Here is a 19158-nt window from a genome sequence, read left to right as displayed (position 1 = left end):
CCGCCCTCCGCGATCGCGGTGAACGCCTCCGCCCCGCCGACGCCGTCGAGCACCACCTGCGGCCCGGCGCCGCCGGTCCGCGCGCGCCCGGTCGAGTGGTCCGCGGCGCGCCGCCCCGGGCCGTGCGGCGATCCCCCTGTGGCGTCGCCCACCGGCGCCGGGCGGTCGCCGGCGCCGACCCGCCGGGCACCTGAGTGGCCACCACCCGGTTCGCCGCAGGCCGGCGGCCTGCGGACCGCCGGCGGGGAGCGCGATCGGGCGCCGCGCGCGACCACCCGCCCGGTCCGGGCGGCCGACCCCCGTCGGGCGCGGTGCGCCCGGCTCGGTACGGTGGGGTGTCGGTGCCCGCTTCGACGCGGGACCGCTGGTGTGCCGGGAAGTCTGGTCGGCGTCCCTGCCCGACCGTGCCCTGGAGTCGCTCGTGCCCACGACCACCGCGGCGTCCGCCCCGCCCCGCTCGTCCACCCGCCGGTTCCGACCGGAGCTGCAGGGGCTGCGCGGCGTCGCCGCGGCCCTGGTCGTCGTCTACCACGTCTGGCTGGGCCGGGTGTCCGGCGGCGTGGACGTGTTCTTCCTGATCTCCGGCTTCCTGGTGACCGGCCAACTGCTGCGCGCGGCGGCCGGCGGCGGCATCGAGTTCCGGCCGCTGTGGGGGCGGATGATCACGCGGCTGTTCCCCGCCGCGCTGACCGTCCTGGCGGCCGTCCTGGTCGCCGGCGTCGTGCTGCTGCCGGAGAACCAGTGGTTCCAGACCATCCGCGAGGTGGTCGCCGCCGCGCTGTACCTGGAGAACTGGCAGCTCGTCGCGGACGCCGCCGACTACTTCGGCCGGCACAACGAGGCCAGCGCCGTCCAGCACTTCTGGTCGCTGTCCATCCAGGGGCAGTTCTACCTGCTCTGGCCGCTGCTGGTGGCGCTGGTCGTCGCCGTGGCCCGCCGCGCCGGCCACGCGCCGCGGCGCGCCGTGGGCGCCTTGCTGCTGGTGGTGTTCGCCGCCTCGCTCGCCTGCTCGGTGGCGCTGACCGCCGTCGACCAGCCGCTGGCCTACTTCCACTCGCTGACCAGGGCCTGGGAGTTCGCCCTCGGCGGGCTGCTGGCGCTGGCCACCGCGGCGTTCGCCCCGAGCGCCCCGGTCCGGCTCGTCCTGGGCTGGCTCGGCCTGCTCGGGCTGGTCGCCTGCGGCCTCGTCCTGCGGGTGGGCAGCGCCTTCCCCGGCTACGCCGCGCTGTGGCCGACGCTGTGCGCCGCGGCGGTGATCGCCACCGGCTCGTCCGGCAGCAGGTTCGGCGCCGACCGGCTGCTGTCCACCCGCCCCCTGCGCTACCTGGGCGACCTCAGCTACGCCCTCTACCTGTGGCACTGGCCGGTGCTGGTGTTCTACCTCGTCGTCCACGACCGGACCGGCGCCGGGCTGCGCGGCGGCCTCGGCATCGTCGGCCTGTCGCTGGCGCTGGCCGTGCTGACCCACCACCTGGTGGAGCAGCCCGTGCGCCGGTCGTCCCCCGGCTCGGCCACGCGCTGGGGCGCCTACCGCTTCGCCGGCCTCGCGATGGCCCCCGTCCTCGTCGCGGCCGGCTGCTGGCAGGTGGTCGCCGAGCGCCAAGCCTCCTCCCACGCCGCCGCCGTCGACGACCCGGACCACCCCGGCGCCGCGGCCCTCGAACCGGGCTTCCGGTACTGGGGCTCGGACGACGCCTCCGTCGTGCCGCCGCTGGTCGCCCTGCCGAAGGACTTCGCGGGCCTGGAGGGCAGCACCTGCACCACGGCGCCGTACAACAAGGAGCTGACGTACTGCCACAGCCCCGTCACCGGCACGCCCGACAAGCGGATCGTGGTCGTCGGCGACTCGCACATGCAGCAGTACCTCGCCGCCCTGGGGCAGGTCGCGCGGCAGCGGAACTGGGAGGTCGTCGCGATGAACAAGGGCGCCTGCCCGTTCTCGGCCGAGTCCAACGCGATGCCCGGCGACGCCAAGTGCCTCCGGTGGAACGCCGACGCCTTCGACAAGATCCTGTCCCTGCGGCCCGACCTCGTGCTGACCAACGGCACCCGGGACGTCCGGGCCGGGCTCACCGAGGAGACGCCGCCGGGGTTCGTCGCCCAGTGGCGGAAGCTGGAGGAGGCCGGGATCGCCGTGGCGGCGGTGCGCGACAACCCGCGCCACCCGTTCAAGCCCTCGGAGTGCGCGAGCACCCACGGCGCCGCAGCGCCCCGGTGCGGCGCCCCGCGGGCCACCCTGCTCAGCCCGGAGCCACCGTACGCGAGCATCCCGGACCTGCCGTCGAACGTGGAGTTCCTGGACTTCAGCGACTACTTCTGCCCCGGGGACCACTGCCCGCCGGTCATCGGCAACGTCCACGTCTACCTCGACGACAGCCACATCAGCGCCACCTACATGAAGACCATGGCGTCGGCCGTCGAGCGCGCGATCGACTCGCTGTCACCGGTGGGCGGCCAGAGCCAGTGACCCCGGAGCGCCGGACGGGGCGGCGCGCCGCCACCCGGCGCTCCGCCGGGGCCCCCGCCCCGGGGCGGTCCTGAGTGGACGGTCGCGGCCCGCCGGTCGCCGAGGGCGCGTTCCCGGCCGGTGGCCGCCGGCCGGGAACGCCGCGATGCCGGTGCGGCGGGCCGCCCCCGGTCAGGGGGTGGGGCCGGCCGGCGCCGGCACCACCTCGGTCAGGCTCAGCCCGACGTGCGGGGGCAGCGGGAGCACGCGGTCGATGACCAGCCCGGCGCGCGCGCACAGCCGGTCGAGGTGGGCGCGGGTGCGCTCCCGGCCGCCGAGGAGCACCAGCATCTGCAGGTCCTTGACGTAGGGGTTCAGCTCGGCCGGGTCGGGCTCGGCCCGGTCGGGCAGCACCACGTCGATGACGAGCAGCCGCCCGCGGTCGGCCAGGGCGGTCCGGCAGCTGCTCAGGATGCGGACCACGTGCTCGTCGTCCCAGTTGTGCAGGGTGCTCTTGACCAGGTACAGGTCCGCGCCGCCCGGCACGAGGTCGAAGAAGTCGCCGCTGACGACCGCGCAGCGGTCGTGCAGCCCGGCGGCCCGCACGCGCTCGGCCGCCCGCTCCGCGATCTCCGGCGTCTCGAAGATCGTCCCGCGCAGGTCGGGGTGGCGGCGCAGGATCGCGGTGATCAGCGTGCCGTCGCCGCCGCCGACGTCGGTCACCGTGCGGTAGGGGCTGAAGTCGTAGTGCTCGGCGATCGTGTCGGCGGTGGCGAGGCTCTCGCCCCGCATCGCCGCGGCGAACCGCGCCGACAGCTCCGGGTGCCCGGCCATGTACTCGTACAGCGGGCTGCCGAAGTGCTCGTCGAAGGTGGGGCGCCCGGTGCGCAGTGCCTGCTCCAGGTTCGTCCACGGCCGCGTGGTCTCCGGCGCGGTGTGGAAGCGCGCGAAGTCGTACACGGATTCCGGGTGGTCCTTGCGCAGCAACGCGCCGCTCGCGGTGAGCGCGAACTTGCCGGGCTCGCTCTCCTCGCACATCCCCAGGCCGGCCAGGGCCCGCAGCAACCGGTGCAGCCCGTCCGCGGGCAGGTCGCAGGACCGGGCGAGATCGTGCACGTCGGCGATGCCGTCCCCGATCGCGTCGGCGAGGTCCAACCTGGCCATGGCGGCCAGCACCTCGGTGACGCGGGAGCCGAACAGCCGCTGCATCAGCAGGCTGCGCGCGCCGGCCCGCTCGTCGTCGGTTTCCGCCATCTCTGTCCTCCAATAGGGAATCGGCTCAGCCGAGACCGGGGCCGCCGGTGGCGCGGCCCCGCCCCGCCCGATCGTCGGGCACCGCCGCGGCGCGCGGAAGCACCCTCAGGGGTTCGTGGGCGGTCCGGACGCGGGTGACGTGCGGAGAGGTGGCGGCCGGCGCTTCGGGAATCCGCCGGATGTCCGAAGTGGACGGTCGAACGCGCTCGACGGCGACGTCCGGCCGGGTGCGGCCCGACCGCGGCGGGCCGGCGGACCGGCGCGCCACCGGGGCGCGGTCGACCGCGGTCCGCATTCGACTTGGCCTCGCACCGAGCCGAAGGTACACTGTTCCATGGAATCGTGGAAGACGAGGTTTAAGGTGCCGAGTGGACGCTGAACGGTCCCGTTCCGCCCTGTTCGAGGAGCTGGCGCGCGTCGGCAAGGCGCTGGGCAACGGCAAGCGCCTGGAGCTGATCGACCTGCTCGTGCAGCGCCCGCGCGGGGTGGTCGAGCTGGCGCGGTCGGCCGAGCTCAACGTGACCACCACCTCGGCCCACCTCCAGGTCCTCAAGCAGGCCGGCCTGGTCACGACGGTGCGCGAGGGCACCACGATCCGCCACCACATCGGCGGACCCGACGTCGCCGAGCTGTACTGCCGGCTGCTCACGGTCGCCGCGGCGCAGTCGCCCGGGGTCGACGCGTCGGCGCGCCGCTACCTCGGACCGGACGACACCGAGGAGATCGACCGGGAGGAGCTGCTGCGCCGGGTCGAGGCCGGCCAGGCGATCGTGGTCGACGTCCGGCCCGAGGAGGAGTTCTCGGCGGGGCACATCCCGGGCGCGATCTCCATCCCCATGGGCGAGCTGGCCGAGCGGCTCGACGAGCTCCCCCCCGAGCGCGAGATCGTGGCCTACTGCCGCGGTGTCTACTGCGCGTTCTCCCACGACGCCGTCCGGCTGCTGACCGCTCGCGGGTTCCGCGCCTACCGGCTGGCCGACGGCATCCTGGAGTGGCAGTTGGCGGGCAAGCCGCTGTCCGTCGGCACGTCCTGAGCCCGATGCGGCCGGCATCAACCACCTGGTTCCAGTGAAGGAGAGACATGTCCAGACTGTTGTCGATGCTCGCCCGCTCCGTGGCCATCGGAGTCGGCGCCACCGCGGTCATGGACCTCGGTGGCGAGGTCGTGCGCAAGCTGACCGGCGTGGAGCCGCTCGACTACCGCCTGCTGGGCCGCTGGATCGGCCACATGCGCGAGGGGAAGCTGAAGCACGACAACATCCGCACGGCGGAGCCGGTGCCGCACGAGCGCGAGATCGGCTGGGTCGCCCACTACAGCATCGGCACCGCGTTCGCCGGCGCGCTGGTCGCCACCCACCCCACGTGGTCCCGGCACCCCACGCTGGTGCCGGCCATGATCGCCGGGCTGGCCACGACGGCCGCGCCCTGGTTCATCATGCAGCCGGCCTTCGGCATGGGCGTGGCGGCGTCCAAGACCCCGGACCCCACGGTGGCGCGCCTGCGCAGCGTGCGCGCCCACGCGTTCTACGGCGTGGGCCTGTACCTGGCGGGCAACGCCCTGACCCGGTTGGCGCGACCGCGCAACGGGTGCTGAGCTGACGCGGCAGAGCCCGCGCACCTGCCGACCGGCAGGTGCGCGGGCTCTGCCGTCCGCCTCGTCCGGGCGCGGCGGCGGGACCCGGCGCCGCGGGGCCCGTCCCGGGCCGCGTGACCCGAGACGAGCGCACCATTGCCCTCACCACCGGCAGCGCCGACCTTGGGAGGATGAACCCAGGCGAACGCGGAGCCGACACCGCCGGCGGGCCGCTCCCCCGCGCCTCCGTGCCGGACGCGCTCCGCATCGCCGCGGGAGTGGCGCTGCCCTGGATCGCCGAGGGGGTGACCGCCCGGCGGCGGGCGGTGGTCCGCCTGTCCGCGGCGCTGGGCCTGCAGGACCGCTCCGGCGAGCTGCTGCGGCGGATGCGGGAGCGCTACGGCGACGGTCCGCTGCTGGTGCGGCTGCCCGGCCTGCGCCTGGCCTACGTGCTCTCGCCGCACGACGTGCGCCGGGTGTTCACCGAGCCCGCGCACCTGCTCACACCGGCCGCGCCGATGAAGCGCGAGGCGCTGGGGCACTTCGAGCCCACGGCCGTCCTGGTGTCGTCGGCCGACCGGCGCGCCGCGCGCCGCCGCGTCAACGACCTCGTGCTGGACTCCGACCGGCCCGAGCACCGGGAGGCGGGCGCGTTCCTGACCGGCGTGGCCCAGGAGGTGGCCGCCCTGTCGGCCCGGCTGGACCGCACGGGCCGGCTCACCTGGGAGGAGTTCTCCCCCTGCTGCTGGCGGATCGCGCGCCGGGTCGTCCTGGGCAGCGGCGCGGTCGAGGACCACGAGCTGACCGAGCTGCTGGCCGCGCTGCGCCGCAGCGGCAACTGGATGGCCGCGGGGCGCCGGCGCCGCCGGACCCACCGGGCGTTCACCGCGCGGCTGCGCGAGCACCTGGACCGCGCCGAGCCGGGCAGCCTCGCCGCGATCGCCCGCTCCGCGCACGCCCCGGCGGAGGCCGACCCCGACGGGCAGGTCCCGCACTGGCTGTTCGGCTTCGACGCCGCCGCGCGGGCCGCGATCCGCGCGCTGGCGCTGCTGGGCAGCCACCGGGCCGAGCTGGACCTGATGCGGGCCGAGCTGGCCGAGCACGGGCCGCGCGACGTGCTCGCGCTGACGCGCCTGCGCGCCACCGTGCTGGAGTCGGTCCGGCTGTGGCCCATCATCCCGTCCGTCGTGCGCCGGGTGGGCGACGACCTCGACTGGCGGGGCGGGAAGCTGCCGGCCGGCACCAACGTCGTGGTCTCCAGCCCATACTTCCACCGCGACGAGCGGGTGCTCGCCCAGCCCGACCGCTTCCACCCGGAGGTGTGGCTGGACGGGCGGGGCGAGGAGCAGTGGGCGCTGCTGCCCTTCAGCCGCGGCGGCAGCCGCTGCCCCGGCGAGAACCTGGTCCTGCTGACCACCACCGCGATCCTGGCCGACCTGCTGCGCCGCCACGACTTCCGCCTGACCCACCCGCGGCTGCTGGGCCCGGTCGCGCCCCTGCCCGGCTCGCTGGACCACTTCCGCCTCCGGTTCGACGTCCGGCCCGTCGACCCCCGGCGGGAGCCCCGGCCCTCGTGAGCGGGCGGCGCTCAGCCCACCACGCCGCTGGTGGCCAGGAAGATCCCGGCGGCGGGCAGGAAGTTGTTCACCTGGTGGGCCACCACACCGGCGAGCACGTTGCCGGTGACCAGGCGCGCCAGGCCGATCGGGATGGACAGCACCACCAGCAGCGGGGTGCGCAGCAGTTCCAGGTGCGCCACCGAGAACACCGCCGTCGTCACGGCGAAGACCACCCAGCGGTTCCAGCCCCAGTGCTCCAGCGCCCGCCACAGCACACCGCGGAACAGCACCTCCTCCACCAGCGGCGCGACCAGCCACACGGCCAGGAACGCCACCGCGGCCGGCAGCAGGCCGAGCTGCCGGCCCGCGAACGCGTCGCCCACCACCGAGCCGGCCCGGTCGTCACCGACCCACGCCGCCCACGCCCACGCCGCCGGGACGGTCAGCAGCAGGCCGCCCAGGCCCAGCACCAGCCCGGTCCCGAGGGCCGACCAGTCCCAGCGCAGCGCCAGCTCGCGGCGCACGCGCCCGGCCCGCGGCCCGCGACCGGCCAGGGCGGTGCCCGCCACGGCGGTCAGCGCCCCCACCGACGCCGGCACGACCAGCAGGGCCAGCAGCGGCCACGGCGGCAACCGGTCGCCGGCCAGCGCGTCCGGGTCGGCCAGCACGAACAGCGCCAGCACCAGCCCCGACACCGGCAGCATGACCAGCTGGGCGACCGCGAAGACGCCCAGCGCCGTCAGCCCCGCGCGCACACCGCCGGGGCGGAAGGGCGCGTCGGCGGGCGGGGTGACGCCGGGGTTCGGGACCCCGACGTCGCGCCCCGCCCCGCGCCCGGTCTCGTACCCGGCTCCTGGGGACCACCGCGGTAGCACCCGAGCACCTCCTGTCGTGGGCCGCGCCACCCGTGACGCGGCCGTCCCGCCGTCCCTACCCCCCGTTCGCCCCGCACCGCGCCCCCGGGTCGGGAAAAGACCGGCAACCGCAAGGTCGGGTGAGCGGCCCGCGCCGCCGGGCGCTCGACGGCGCGGGCCGGGGCAGTGTCCCGGAGCGCCGTCACCGGGCCGCCGGCGGCGCCGCGCCCGGCGGACGCGGCGCGGTCCGGTCAGCTCCCGCCGGTCCGCGGGGGCAGCACGGCGACCGGGCACGGGGCGCCGTCGACCAGGGCGTGGCTGACCGAGCCCAGCACCGCCCGGCGCACCGCCCCCTTGCCGTGGCTGCCGACGACCAGCAGGCCCGATTCGGCGGAGGCGGCGAGCAGCGCGTCGGTCGGCGGGCCCGGGGTGTCCACCAGCCGGTGCGGCACGTCGGGGTGCAGCCGCGCGCACCGCGCCAACTCCGAGCCCACCGGGCCGGTCCCCTCGCGCAGCGCGTCCTCCTCCCGGGTCCGCTCCGGTTCGGCCGCCGCGGTCGTCGTGGCGTCGGAGGCGTGCAGCACCACGACCTCGACGCCGTGCCGGGCGGCGAACCCGAACGCGAACCGCAGGGCGCGGGCGCTGACCGGCGAGCCGTCCACGCCGACCACGACCGGTCCGCGGGCGCGCCGCTCGTCGCAGGCCGCCTCGTCGCGCACCACCACGACCGGCCACGGGCACGACCGGGCGAGCCGCTGCGCGGTGGAGCCCAGCAGGAACCGGGCCACGCCGCCGTGGTCCGAGTGCCCGACCACCACGAACGCGACCGGGTCGGCGGCGCGGGCCAGCGCTTCCTCCGGTTCCCCCGAGGCGACCTCGGTGCGCACCTCGACGCCGCTCGCCTCGTGGCAGCGCCGGGCGAGGTCGTCGAGCACCTCCTGGGCCCACCGCCGCATCGGCTCGTGGGTGACGTCGGGTTCGAGGGCGCCGACGCCTCCCGGCACGTGCAGGTGCGCCTGCGCGTACACCGGCCACCGCAACCCGTGCACCAGCACCACCGGCCCGCCGAACACCGCCGCCCGCCGGGCCGCCCACAGCGCGGCCCGCTCCGAGGGCTCGGTCCCGTCGACACCGACCACGACCGCACCGCCGCTCGTCTCGTCCATGACCTTCCTCCGCCGCGTCGATCGAGTCCCTGCACCGGGCGGGTACCCGTTGTCGCCCGGCACGACCCGATTCCGCCGACGATGACAGGTGATCGCAAGGCGCGCCCCCCGCGGCCGGGGCCGCGCCACCCCCGATCCTGACGTTCTCCTTGCGGTGCGCGGCGGTCGCGCTCGGACGCGCGAGCGGTCGCCTAGCCTCGGCGCGACCGGACCCGACCGACGGAGGGGATCGAGATGCTCGACCTCGACAGCACGGCCGTCCAGGCCATCGACGAGCTGACCGCCGCCACCGGCGTGGGCCGCCAGGGCGGCCTGCGGATCACCGCGGCCGACCAGGACCGCGCCTTCGACCTGTCGATGCGGCCGCACCCCGAGGCCGACGACGTGGTCGTCGTCCGCGACGACACCCGCGTCTTCCTCGACCCCCGAGCCGCGCGGGTGTTGTCGGACAAGGTGCTGGACGTGCGCCGGAACCGGGCCGGCCGGGTCCACTTCGGCGTCTACCCGCAGGTCTGACGCGACCGCGCGGGCCGCGGGACCCGGCCGGTGGCCGGGGTGGCGCCCGCCGCGGCGCCACCACCCCGCTGCTGTTCGCCGCCGCCGAGGCGTGGTCCCGCCCGGGAGCGGCGGGTCAGCGCAGCGCCACGGTGAGCAGGACGACGGCGTCGGTCAGGGCGGTCAGCCCGTGCCGCTGCGGCGGGACGGCCGTGAGGTGCCCGCTGTCCAGCGTCCACCCGTCCTGGTGGGTGTGCAGGCGCACGGTCCCGGTGAGCACGTGGAGGGTGGCGGCCGGGGGCGAGTCGTGCTCGGCCAGTTCGGCGCCCTTGGCCAGGGCGATGAGCGTGACCCGTTGCGAGGTCCCGGACACCAGCGTCCGGGCGGCGCGGCGGGCGGCGTGCCGGTGGGCCTCGGCGAGCAGTTCCGGGGCCAGTGCCCCGAGCGCGGTGGCGGCGCGGTCGCTCATCGCGCGCGCTCCCAGCCCCGCCGGGGCGCGTGGGTGCCCGGTTGCCGCTCGTCGCGGCTGCGGTAGACGATGTAGGGCCGGGTGAGGTAGCCCAGCGGCATGGAGAACACGTGCACCAGGCGGCTGAAGGGCCAGAACGCGAACAGCGCCCACGCCGACAGCGCGTGCAGCCGGAAACCCAGCGGCGCGGCGGCCATCAGGTCCGGCCGGGGCTGCAGGGAGAAGATCGACCGGAACCACGGCGACACCGTCTCGCGGTAGTCGTGGGGGTGCTCGGTGAGGTTGCCCAGCACCGTGGTGCCCAGGCCGAGCACGATGGTGCCCACCAGCAGCACGTACATGGCCTTGTCGTTGCGGGTGGTGGCCGAGAACACCGGGCCGACGGTGCGGCGGCGGTAGACCAGGATCGCCGCGCCGGCCAGGGTGCACGCCCCGGCCAGCGCGCCGAGCCCGACGGCGACGGCGTGGTAGGCGGTGTCACTCACCCCCGCCGCCTCCGTCCAGGACTTCGGGACGAGCAGGCCGCCGACGTGGCCCAGGGCGACCAGCAGGATGCCGAAGTGGAACAGCGGGCTGCCCAGCCTGAGCAACCGGTTCTCGTAGAGCTGGGACGAGCGGGTGGTCCAGCCGAACTTGTCGTAGCGGTAGCGCCAGACGTGGCCGACGACGAACACCGCTATGGACACGTAGGGCACCACGACCCACAGCATGACGTCCAGGGTGCTCGACGTCGCGGCTCCGGCTTGCCGGGCGAGGGGCTGCCACAGCGTCATCGGCGGGGTCATCGGCGGTCTCCTCGCGGTGGCGGCATGTACTCGGGCGGGGCGAACGGCGCGAGGCCGACCTCCTCCTCGGGAGGTCCCTCGGCGGCCAGGCGGGCGACGGCCTCCCGCTCGCGCCGGCCCAGCGACGGCAGGGTCGCGGACACCGACTCCAGGACGTGCGCCCACGGCGAGCCGGTCTCCCGCAGGCCCAGGCGGATGAGCTCCAGGCCGGCGCGGTGCTCGACCAGCAGCCGTCGCCCCGCCGCCGGGTCGCCGGTGGCGGCGAACTCCAGCACGACCGCGAGGTGGTCGGGCAGCTCGCCGTCGTCGACCACCAGCCCCGCGGCGCGGTAGGCGTGCTTGAACCGCAGCAGGGCCAGGCCGCGCTTGCGGGTGTCGCCGTAGGCGAAGTAGGTGAGGTAGGGGCTGAACCGCTTGCGGTGGTCGAAGGTCGCCACGTAGTCCGCGGCGAGGTCGGTCGGCGGTGTGGCCGCCACGTGCTCGAAGAACGCGGTCAGCGGCGCGGCGAGCGGGGCGGGCAGCGTCCGGGTCGCGGCCCGCAGCAGCGGCAGCCGGTCCAGGAACCGGTCGTCGGGGTAGCCCATCGCCAGCGACTGGACCTGCCAGGCGGTGGCGCGGTGGGTGTCGGCGGGGGTCACGGCTTCGGCTCCACCTCGCCGGCCGGGTCGCCGCCGCCCGGTGGCCGCCGGGGCGGGAACAGCCCGTCGGGGCGGCCCTTGCCGTCCCAGTTGAGCAGGTTGACGCGGCTGCCCCTGTCCACGGGGGCGGCCGTGGTGTCGCTGGTCTGCCGGTCGCGCAGCATCCGGAAGTTCTCCACCGCGATCGGCGAGGCGCCGCCGGAGTTCTCGCCGAACGGCCCGGAGCCGCCCATCCCGGGGCCGCCCTCGTAGTCCAGGCTGCACTCGGTGGCCAGCTCCTCCAGGCCGTGGGCCTGTTCGGCGTGGGCGGGCGGGATGACGTAGCGCTCGTCGTACTTCGCCAGGGCGAGCAGCCGGTACAGGTCGTAGACCTGCTCGCCGGTCATGCCGACCTCGGTGGCGATGGCCTCGCGGGGTTCGCGGCCCAGGTTGATGTCGCGCATGTAGCTGCGCATCGCGGCCAGGCGGCGCAGCACCGCGTCGACCGGCGCGACGTCGCCCGCGGTGAACAGCCGCGCCAGGTACTCGACCGGGATGCGCAGGGCTTCGATGGCGGCGAACAGGTTGCCGTGGTCCTCGGCGTCGTGGCCGGTGTCGCGGACGACGTCGACCACCGGCGACAGCGGCGGGATGTACCAGACCATCGGCAGGGTGCGGTACTCCGGGTGCAGCGGCAGGGCGACCTTGAACGTGGTGATCAGCGCGCGGACCGGGGAGCGCCGGGCGGCCTCGACCCAGTCGTGCGGGATCCCCGCGCGTTCGGCCTCGCGGGCCACCTCCGGGTCGTCCGGGTCGAGGAACACCCGGCGCTGCGCCTCGCAGAGGTCCTTCTCGTCCGGCGTCGAGGCGGCCTTGAGGACTTCGTCGGCGTCGTAGAGCACGAGGCCGATGTAGCGCAGGCGCCCGACGCAGGTCTCGGCGCAGACGGTGGGGATGCCGACTTCCACGCGGGGGAAGCAGAAGGTGCACTTCTCGGCCTTGCCGGTGCGGTGGTTGAAGTAGACCTTCTTGTACGGGCAGCCCGAGACGCACATGCGCCAGCCGCGGCAGCGGTCCTGGTCGACCAGCACGATGCCGTCCTCGCTGCGCTTGTAGATCGCCCCCGAGGGGCAGGACGCGGCGCACGAGGGGTTGAGGCAGTGCTCGCAGATCCGCGGCAGGTAGAACATGAAGGTCTGCTCGAACTCGAACCTCACCTTGTCGGCGATGCCCTTGAGCAGCGGGTCCCGGTGGCCGTGGTCCGGCGACCCGCCGAGGTTGTCGTCCCAGTTCGCCGACCACGTGATCCGGGTGGGCTCGCCGCTGAGCAGCGACCGCGGCCGGGCGACCGGGGTGTGCTCCTGCAGCGGCGCGTCGGTGAGGCTGTCGTAGTCGTAGGTCCACGGCTCGTAGTAGTCGTCGATGCCGGGGAGCTTGGGGTTGCTGAAGATGGTCAGCAGCTTGCGCAGCCGCCCGCCACCCTTGAGCCGCAGCCGCCCGCGGCGGCCCAGCGCCCAGCCGCCCCGCCAGCGCTCCTGGTCCTCGTAGGAGCGCGGGTAGCCCTGGCCCGGCCGGGTCTCGACGTTGTTGAACCAGACGTACTCGACGCCGGAGCGGTTGGTCCACGCCTGCTTGCAGGTGACCGAGCAGGTGTGGCACCCGATGCACTTGTCGAGGTTCATCACCATCGCCAGCTGGGCCATGACGCGCATCAGTAGGTCACCTCCTGGCCGCGGCGGCGGATGACCGTGACCTCGTCGCGCTGGTTGCCCGTGGGGCCGAGGTAGTTGAACGCGAAGGACAGCTGGCCGTAGCCGCCGATGAGGTGGCTGGGCTTGATCAGCAGCCGGGTCAGGGAGTTGTGGATGCCGCCGCGCCTGCCGGAGGTCTCGGAGCGGGGGACGTCGATGAGCCGGTCCTGGGCGTGGTGCATGTAGACGGTGCCCCGGGGCATCCGGTGGGAGACGACCGCGCGGGCCACGACGACGCCGTTGCGGTTGACCGCCTCGATCCAGTCGTTGTCGGCCACCCCGATCCGGGCGGCGTCCTCTTTGGACAGCCAGATTGTCGGCCCGCCGCGCGACAGGCTGAGCATGAGCAGGTTGTCCTGGTACTCCGAGTGGATCGACCACTTCGAGTGCGGCGTCAGGTAGCGCACCGCGAGCCCCCGCTCGTCCTGCTCGCCGACGCGCGGCTCGTCGAACAGCGCGGTCATGTCCAGCGGCGGCCGGTACACCGGCAGCTGCTCGCCCAGCTCGGCCATCCAGTCGTGGTCGAGGAAGAAGTGCTGGCGCCCGCTGAGGGTGTGCCAGGGCTTGAGGCGCTCGACGTTGATCGTGAACGGCGAGTAGCGGCGCCCGCCGGTCTCGCTGCCCGACCACTCCGGGGAGGTGATGACCGGGACGGGGGCGGACTGCGTGTCGGCGAAGGTGATCAGCCTGCCCTCGTGCTCGGCGGCCAGGTCCGCCAGCCGGGTCCCGGTCCGCTGCTCGACGGTGCGGAAGCCCTGGGTGGCCAGGTGGCCGTTCGTGGTGCCCGACAGGGCGAGGATCGCCTCGCAGGCGTGCACGTCCCGGACCAGCGACGGGCGGCCGTCGGCCGGTCCTCCGCGGATGGCGCCGTTCGCGCGCCGCAGGCGCTCGACCTCCCGCTCGACCCGGAAGGTGACGCCCTTGGTCGTCGCGCCCAGCGAGTCGACCAGCGGGCCCAGCGCACCCATCTTCGCCGCGATCGCGGTGTAGTCGCGCTCCACCACCGTGATCCTGGGCATGGTGACGCCGGGGACCGGCTCGCACTCGCCGGCCTTCCAGTCGCGCACCACGCCGTGCGGGGTGGCCAGCTCGTCGGGGGTGTCGTGCAGCAGCGGGGTGGCCACGACGTCCCGGCGCGTCCCGAGGTGGCCGGCGGCGAGCCCGCTGAAGGTCTCGGCGATGGCCTGGAAGGCCGCCCAGTCGGTGCGGGCCTGCCAGGGCGGCGCGATCGCGGGGTTGAACGAGTGCACGAAGGGGTGCATGTCGGTGGTGTTCAGGTCGTGCTTCTCGTACCACGTGGCGGCGGGCAACACGACGTCGGAGAAGATCGTGGTGCTGGTCATGCGGAAGTCCAGCGACAGCAGCAGGTCCAGCTTGCCGACCGGCGCCTCCTCGTGCCAGACCACCTCCTCCGGCCGGGCGCCGGGCGGGGTCTGCTCCGCGCGCAGCGAGTCGTCCGCGCCCAGCAGGTGCCGCAGGAAGTACTCGTTGCCCTTGCCCGACGAGCCGAGCAGGTTGGCCCGCCAGACGCTGAGCACCCGCGGGAAGTTCCGCGGCGAGTCCGGGTCCTCGCAGGCGAACCGCAGCCGCCCGGCCTTCAGCTCCGCCACCACGTGCTCGCCCGCGGGCGCGCCGGCCCGCTCGGCCTCGTCGGCCAGGTCCAGCGGGTTGCGGTCGAACGTGGGGTAGGAGGGCATCCAGCCCATCCGCGCGGACTGGGCGATCACGTCCGCGGTGGTCCGGCCCGCCAGCCGCCCGCCGGCGGTGGCGCAGGCCAGGGTGTCGGCGCCGAACCGGTCGTAGCGGAACTGGTCGGTGTGCAGGTACCAGTAGGCGGTCTGGATCATCTGCCGCGGCGGGCGCGCCCAGTCCAGGCCGAAGGCCAGCTGCGACCAGCCGGTGACCGGGCGGCACTTCTCCTGCCCGACGTAGTGCGCCCACCCGCCGCCGTTGACGCCCTGGCAGCCGGTGAGCGCGGTCAGCGCCAGGAACGCCCGGTAGATGGTGTCGGAGTGGAACCAGTGGTTGGCCCCGGCGCCCATGATGATCATGGACCGGCCGCGGGTCTCCTCGGCGTTGGCCGCGAACTCCCGCCCGATCCGCGCCGCCGCCCGCGCGGGCACGCCGGTGATCGCCTCCTGCCAGGCCGGCGTGCACGGCTGCTCGGCGTCGTCGTAGCCCCTGGGCCAGCGGCCGGGCAGCCCCGGGCGGTGGACGCCGTACTGCGCCAGCAGCAGGTCGAACACCGTGGTCACCAGGTGCCCGCCGACCCGGCGCACGGGAACGCCCCGCCACAGGGTGGCCGGCGCGCCGTCCGGGCGGTCGAAGCGGGGCAGCTCCACGACCACCGACTCCACCGGCGGCGACGCCCCGCCCGCCGCCCCCGCGCCGGTTCGCCCCGCGTCGGCCGGCTCGGCCAGGACCGTCAGCAGCGGGTCGACGTCGCCCAGGTCCAGGTTCCAGCGGCCCGCGCCCTGCTCGCCGTAGCGGAAGCCGAGCGAGCCGCCGGGCACCGCGGGCTCGCCGGTGGCCGCGTCGAGCAGGACGGTCTTGAACGCCGCGTGCTCCTGGTCGGCGTGGGCGGGCAGGTCGGCGGCGGTGAGGAACTTGCCCGGCCGGTGGACCCCGTCGTGCTCGTCGAGCCGGACCAGGAAGGGCAGGTCGGTGTAGCGCTTGACGTAGTCGGTGAAGTACGGCACCCGCCGGTCGACGAAGAACTCGCGCAGGACGACGTGGCCCATGGCCATGGCCAGCGCGCCGTCGGTGCCGGGCCGGGCGGCGAGCCACTCGTCGGCGAACTTGACGTTGTCGGCGTAGTCCGGGGCCACCGCCACGACCTTCTGGCCGCGGTAGCGGGCCTCGGCCATCCAGTGCGCGTCCGGCGTGCGGGTGACCGGGAGGTTGGAGCCCCACATGACCAGGTAGCCGGCGTCCCACCAGTCGCCGGACTCCGGCACGTCGGTCTGGTCGCCGAAGACCTGCGGCGAGGCGACCGGCAGGTCGGCGTACCAGTCGTAGAACGACAGCATCGCCCCGCCCAGCAGCGACACGAACCGCGCGCCGGAGGCGTGGGAGACCATCGACATGGCCGGGATCGGGGAGAACCCGGCGACGCGGTCGGGCCCGTAGGTCTTGATCGTGTGCACGTGGGCGGCGGCGACCAGCTCCACCGCCTCGTCCCAGGACGCCCGGACCAGCCCGCCCCGGCCGCGCGCGGCCTTGTAGCGGCGGGCCCGCTCGGGGTCCTCGACGACGTCGGCCCAGGCCAGGACGGGGTCGCCGAGGCGGGACCGCGCCTCCCGGTACAGCTCCAGCAGCACGCCGCGCACGTACGGGTAGCGCACCCGCGTGGGCGAGTAGGTGTACCAGGAGAACGCCGCCCCGCGCGGGCAGCCGCGCGGCTCGTACTCGGGCCGGTCCGGTCCCGCGGACGGGTAGTCGGTCTGCTGCGCCTCCCAGGTGATGATCCCGTCCTTGACGTAGACCTTCCACGAGCACGACCCGGTGCAGTTCACGCCGTGGGTGGAGCGCACCACCTTGTCGTGGCTCCACCGGTCCCGGTAGAACTCGTCGGCCTGCCGCCCGCCGACCCGGTGCAGCGCGCGCAGGTCCGGGGAGACCTCGGCGCGGGTGAAGAACCGGCGGGTCCGGATCAGCGCCTCGGTCAGCCCGGTGTCCAGGCCGGGGACCGGGTCGGGGGTCGGGTCGGCGGCGTCGGGTGCGGGGTGGGTGCTCACCGTGGTCGGTCCTCCTGGCGGTCCGGGTCGGGCAGGGGGCGCGGCGGGCCCGCTCCGCGCTCACGCACGCCGCGCTCCCGCCGACCGCTCCGGCCGCCGCTGGTGGGCGTGCAGCGATCGCCGGACGGTCGTCACCGTGAACGCGAGGGTGAGCGCGGCGACCACCGCCAGCGCGGCCAGCCCGAGCGCGTAGGAGCCGAACGCGCCGTAGAGGGCGCCCATGACCAGCGGCGGGATGAACCCGCCCAGGCCGCCGGCCGCGCCGACCACCCCGGTGACCGAGCCGACCGCGTTCCCCGGCGCCAGCAGCGCGACCAGCGCGAACACCGCGCCGCTGCCCGCGCCGAGCGCGCCGGCCAGGGACAGGAACGCGATCGTGCCCACCGGCATCAGCACCGGCGTGGCCGCCTGCACCGCCGCGCCGACCACGACCACGGCGAAGACCGCGACCAGCACCCGGATCGGGCCGAACCGGTCGGACAGCCAGCCGCCGACCGGGCGCATCACCACCGCGAGCAGCACGAACCCGGCCATCCGCCCGGCCGCGTCGGCCTGGGTGAGCCCGTAGGAGGTCTTGAGGTAGGCGGGCAGGTAGACCGAGAACGCCACGTAGCCGCCGAAGGCCACCGCGTACAGCCAGGACGCCTGCCAGGTCACCGGCAGCCGGGCGGCGCCGGCCAGGCGGCGCGCCGCCGGTGCGGTCGGCGCGGTCCGCCCCGGCGCGTCGCGCAGCAGCAGGGCCGCGACGACCGCGTACACCGCCAGCACCGCGGCCGTCACCAGGAACGGCGCCGCCACGCCGCGGGCGTCCACCAGCTGCACGGTGGTCAGGGCGCTGACCGCGGTGCCGCCCATGCCCGCGCCGAAGACCCCGATCGCCAGGCCGCGCCGCTCGGGCGGGAACCAGGCGTTGACGAACGGCACCCCCACCGCGAACGCCGTGCCGCCCACCCCGAGCAGGAAGCCCCCGACCAGCAGCGCGGCTAGCGACCCGTGCCCGAGCAGCCCGAGGAACAGCACCGGCACGATCGTGGCCGCCGACACCAGCGGGAACATCACCCGCCCGCCGAACCGGTCGGTCAGCGCGCCCACCGGGATGCGCCCCACCGACCCGACCACCACGGGCACCGCCACCAGCAGCGCCTCCTGGAACGCGGTCAGCCCCAGGGAGTCGTGGAACAGCGGGCCGAGCGGGCTCAGCAGCGCCCACGCCCAGAAGTTGATCGCGAACCCGACCGTGGCCAGGCCCAGCATCAGCGCCCGCCGCCCGGTGGTCGGCGGGCCGCCGGATGCCGTCGGTGGCGAGCCAGGCTGCTCCACTGCTGCCTTCTCCTCGTCGTGCCGCGTGTCGAGGTCATCGGCGGTCTCGGCCCTCGTTCGCGCCATCGTGTCCACGCTCCGACCGGCGGGCAACTCGAACCCGGGCCACCCGACCACGGCCGGGACCGCGGCCCCCGGCGGGCGCCGACCACCGCCCCCACCCGCCACGACGATCACCACACCACCGGGGCACGCCAGCTGAACCGGCGCAACGGACCAGGTCAGCCCCCCTCCACTCCCCTCCGCACCCCGCGCGCCGCCGACCCGCGCGCCGCGCACCGGTCACCACCTTCGTCGTGAGTGGACGGAGACGACATATCCTCCGTTCGTGACGCGACGCCACAGGCCGAACGCCCCCTGCAAGGGCTGCGACATCGACGTGGGGCGGAAGGCCGGCCGGTGATCATCCCGATCGGGAGCGGCCCGCCACCGCTGCTCGTGCGGATCTCCGCCCGGCGGGCCGCGCACGTCCGGGCGCGGTGCGGGGTGATCGGGCCGGCCCTGGCCGGTGGTGCGCCGGTCCTCGGCGTAGCGCTGGTCGTCGTCGGCCTGCGCCTGCCCACCTCGTACCACCCGATCAGCGCGATCGGCGTCATGATGGGGGCTCTGGCGGCGTTGTGGCTGTTGCTGTCCGGCACGACACTCACCGGCGCCCGCTCTTCCGTCCACGGTGGACACCTCGACGTGAACCGGGCGGGTGTCACCAAGCGGGTGCTCGGCGCGTTGTGGGGCGGGGCGGTCTTCTGCGCCGCCTCCGCCTGCTTCCTGCACCTGATGATCCTGAACAGCGGGCCCCGACAGGTCCCGTTCACCGCGGGCGCGGCCGCCTACCTCGCGCTCCTCGCGGTGGTCGTCCTGCTCGGCGGGGTCGCGTTCTTCACCGCACGCGCGCTGCTCGACCCGCGCGCCGCCGGCCGGGCGCCGGCGGCGTAGTCCGACGGCGGCGGCTCCGGCTCGGGGCCGGCCGGGGTCCACCGGCGGCGGGGAAACGGGCGCGGGGCGTCCGGAGCCGCCGGGATCCCCGGGGCGTCACCGCGGGTACGGCCCGGAACGGCGGGACGGAGCACGCGCACCCGCGCACCGCTGCGGGCGGGAAGGGCTGCCGCCCTTCCCGCCCCGCCGGGCCGCGCAC

At 75.3% G+C, this 19158-nt stretch carries 15 protein-coding genes; 6 read left to right on the top strand and 9 right to left on the bottom strand.

All coding sequences use genetic code 11. The annotated features are described in order from the left end of the window. Nucleotides 1–421: 421 nt before the first annotated feature. Nucleotides 422–2467 (top strand): acyltransferase family protein, encoded by a 2046-nt coding sequence (locus JOE68_RS28100; RefSeq protein WP_204845390.1) that lies wholly within the window; start codon nucleotides 422–424, stop codon nucleotides 2465–2467. A gap of 171 nt (nucleotides 2468–2638) precedes the next feature. Here the strand turns inward: JOE68_RS28100 and JOE68_RS28095 are convergent, their stop codons facing one another. After that, nucleotides 2639–3700, bottom strand: a complete 1062-nt coding sequence (locus JOE68_RS28095) for a methyltransferase (protein ID WP_204845389.1) — start codon at nucleotides 3698–3700, stop codon at nucleotides 2639–2641. A gap of 368 nt (nucleotides 3701–4068) precedes the next feature. On the opposite strand from JOE68_RS28095, the gene JOE68_RS28090 reads away from it, so the two are divergent. The 3 genes from JOE68_RS28090 (at nucleotide 4069) to JOE68_RS28080 (ending at nucleotide 6850) form a co-directional block, all read left to right on the top strand. Continuing rightward, a complete protein-coding gene (locus JOE68_RS28090; RefSeq protein ID WP_307819944.1) occupies nucleotides 4069–4734 on the top strand; it encodes an ArsR/SmtB family transcription factor in 666 nt (221 codons plus the stop codon). A 47-nt stretch (nucleotides 4735–4781) separates the two neighbouring features. Next, nucleotides 4782–5294, top strand: a complete 513-nt coding sequence (locus JOE68_RS28085) for a DUF2938 domain-containing protein (RefSeq protein ID WP_204845387.1) — start codon at nucleotides 4782–4784, stop codon at nucleotides 5292–5294. Between the two features lie 170 nt (nucleotides 5295–5464). Beyond that, nucleotides 5465–6850 (top strand): cytochrome P450, encoded by a 1386-nt coding sequence (locus JOE68_RS28080; protein ID WP_204845386.1) that lies wholly within the window; start codon nucleotides 5465–5467, stop codon nucleotides 6848–6850. Nucleotides 6851–6861: 11 nt separating this feature from the next. Here JOE68_RS28080 and JOE68_RS28075 read toward each other — a convergent pair whose 3' ends face one another. Beyond that, on the bottom strand, nucleotides 6862–7707 hold the full coding sequence (locus JOE68_RS28075; protein ID WP_307819943.1) for a CPBP family intramembrane glutamic endopeptidase: 846 nt from the start codon (nucleotides 7705–7707) through the stop codon (nucleotides 6862–6864). A 230-nt stretch (nucleotides 7708–7937) separates the two neighbouring features. Beyond that, a complete protein-coding gene (locus JOE68_RS28070; RefSeq protein ID WP_204845385.1) occupies nucleotides 7938–8852 on the bottom strand; it encodes a universal stress protein in 915 nt (304 codons plus the stop codon). Nucleotides 8853–9086: 234 nt separating this feature from the next. Between JOE68_RS28070 and JOE68_RS28065 the strand changes: the two genes are divergently transcribed. Beyond that, nucleotides 9087–9368, top strand: coding sequence for a hypothetical protein (locus JOE68_RS28065; protein WP_204845384.1), 282 nt, complete (start codon nucleotides 9087–9089; stop codon nucleotides 9366–9368). 115 nt (nucleotides 9369–9483) lie between these two features. Here JOE68_RS28065 and JOE68_RS28060 read toward each other — a convergent pair whose 3' ends face one another. The 6 genes from JOE68_RS28060 to JOE68_RS28035 form a co-directional block, all read right to left on the bottom strand. Beyond that, on the bottom strand, nucleotides 9484–9816 hold the full coding sequence (locus tag JOE68_RS28060) for a cupin domain-containing protein (RefSeq protein WP_204845383.1): 333 nt from the start codon (nucleotides 9814–9816) through the stop codon (nucleotides 9484–9486). Beyond that, entirely contained in the window at nucleotides 9813–10589 is a 777-nt protein-coding gene (gene narI / locus JOE68_RS28055; RefSeq protein WP_204846327.1) for a respiratory nitrate reductase subunit gamma, read from the bottom strand. The genes JOE68_RS28060 and narI overlap by 4 nt, the downstream gene beginning before the upstream one ends. Before the next feature lie 8 nt (nucleotides 10590–10597). Beyond that, nucleotides 10598–11239, bottom strand: a complete 642-nt coding sequence (narJ, locus tag JOE68_RS28050; protein WP_307819942.1) for a nitrate reductase molybdenum cofactor assembly chaperone — start codon at nucleotides 11237–11239, stop codon at nucleotides 10598–10600. After that, nucleotides 11236–12930, bottom strand: a complete 1695-nt coding sequence (gene narH, locus JOE68_RS28045; protein WP_204845382.1) for a nitrate reductase subunit beta — start codon at nucleotides 12928–12930, stop codon at nucleotides 11236–11238. Before narH ends, narJ begins: the two co-directional genes overlap by 4 nt. Next, a complete protein-coding gene (locus tag JOE68_RS28040; protein ID WP_204846325.1) occupies nucleotides 12930–16649 on the bottom strand; it encodes a nitrate reductase subunit alpha in 3720 nt (1239 codons plus the stop codon). Before JOE68_RS28040 ends, narH begins: the two co-directional genes overlap by 1 nt. A gap of 117 nt (nucleotides 16650–16766) precedes the next feature. Next, nucleotides 16767–17960, bottom strand: coding sequence for an MFS transporter (locus tag JOE68_RS28035; RefSeq protein WP_204846324.1), 1194 nt, complete (start codon nucleotides 17958–17960; stop codon nucleotides 16767–16769). Nucleotides 17961–18425: 465 nt separating this feature from the next. Here JOE68_RS28035 and JOE68_RS28030 point away from each other — a divergent pair, with 465 nt between their 5' ends. Beyond that, nucleotides 18426–18959, top strand: a complete 534-nt coding sequence (locus tag JOE68_RS28030; RefSeq protein WP_204845381.1) for a hypothetical protein — start codon at nucleotides 18426–18428, stop codon at nucleotides 18957–18959. The last annotated feature ends 199 nt before the right edge of the window (nucleotides 18960–19158 follow it).

Source organism: Saccharothrix algeriensis, assembly GCF_016907655.1.
GTDB classification, from domain to species: Bacteria; Actinomycetota; Actinomycetes; order Mycobacteriales; family Pseudonocardiaceae; genus Actinosynnema; species Actinosynnema algeriense.
Note: the sequence above shows the minus strand (reverse complement) of the source record. Positions and strands in the feature narration are given on the sequence as shown.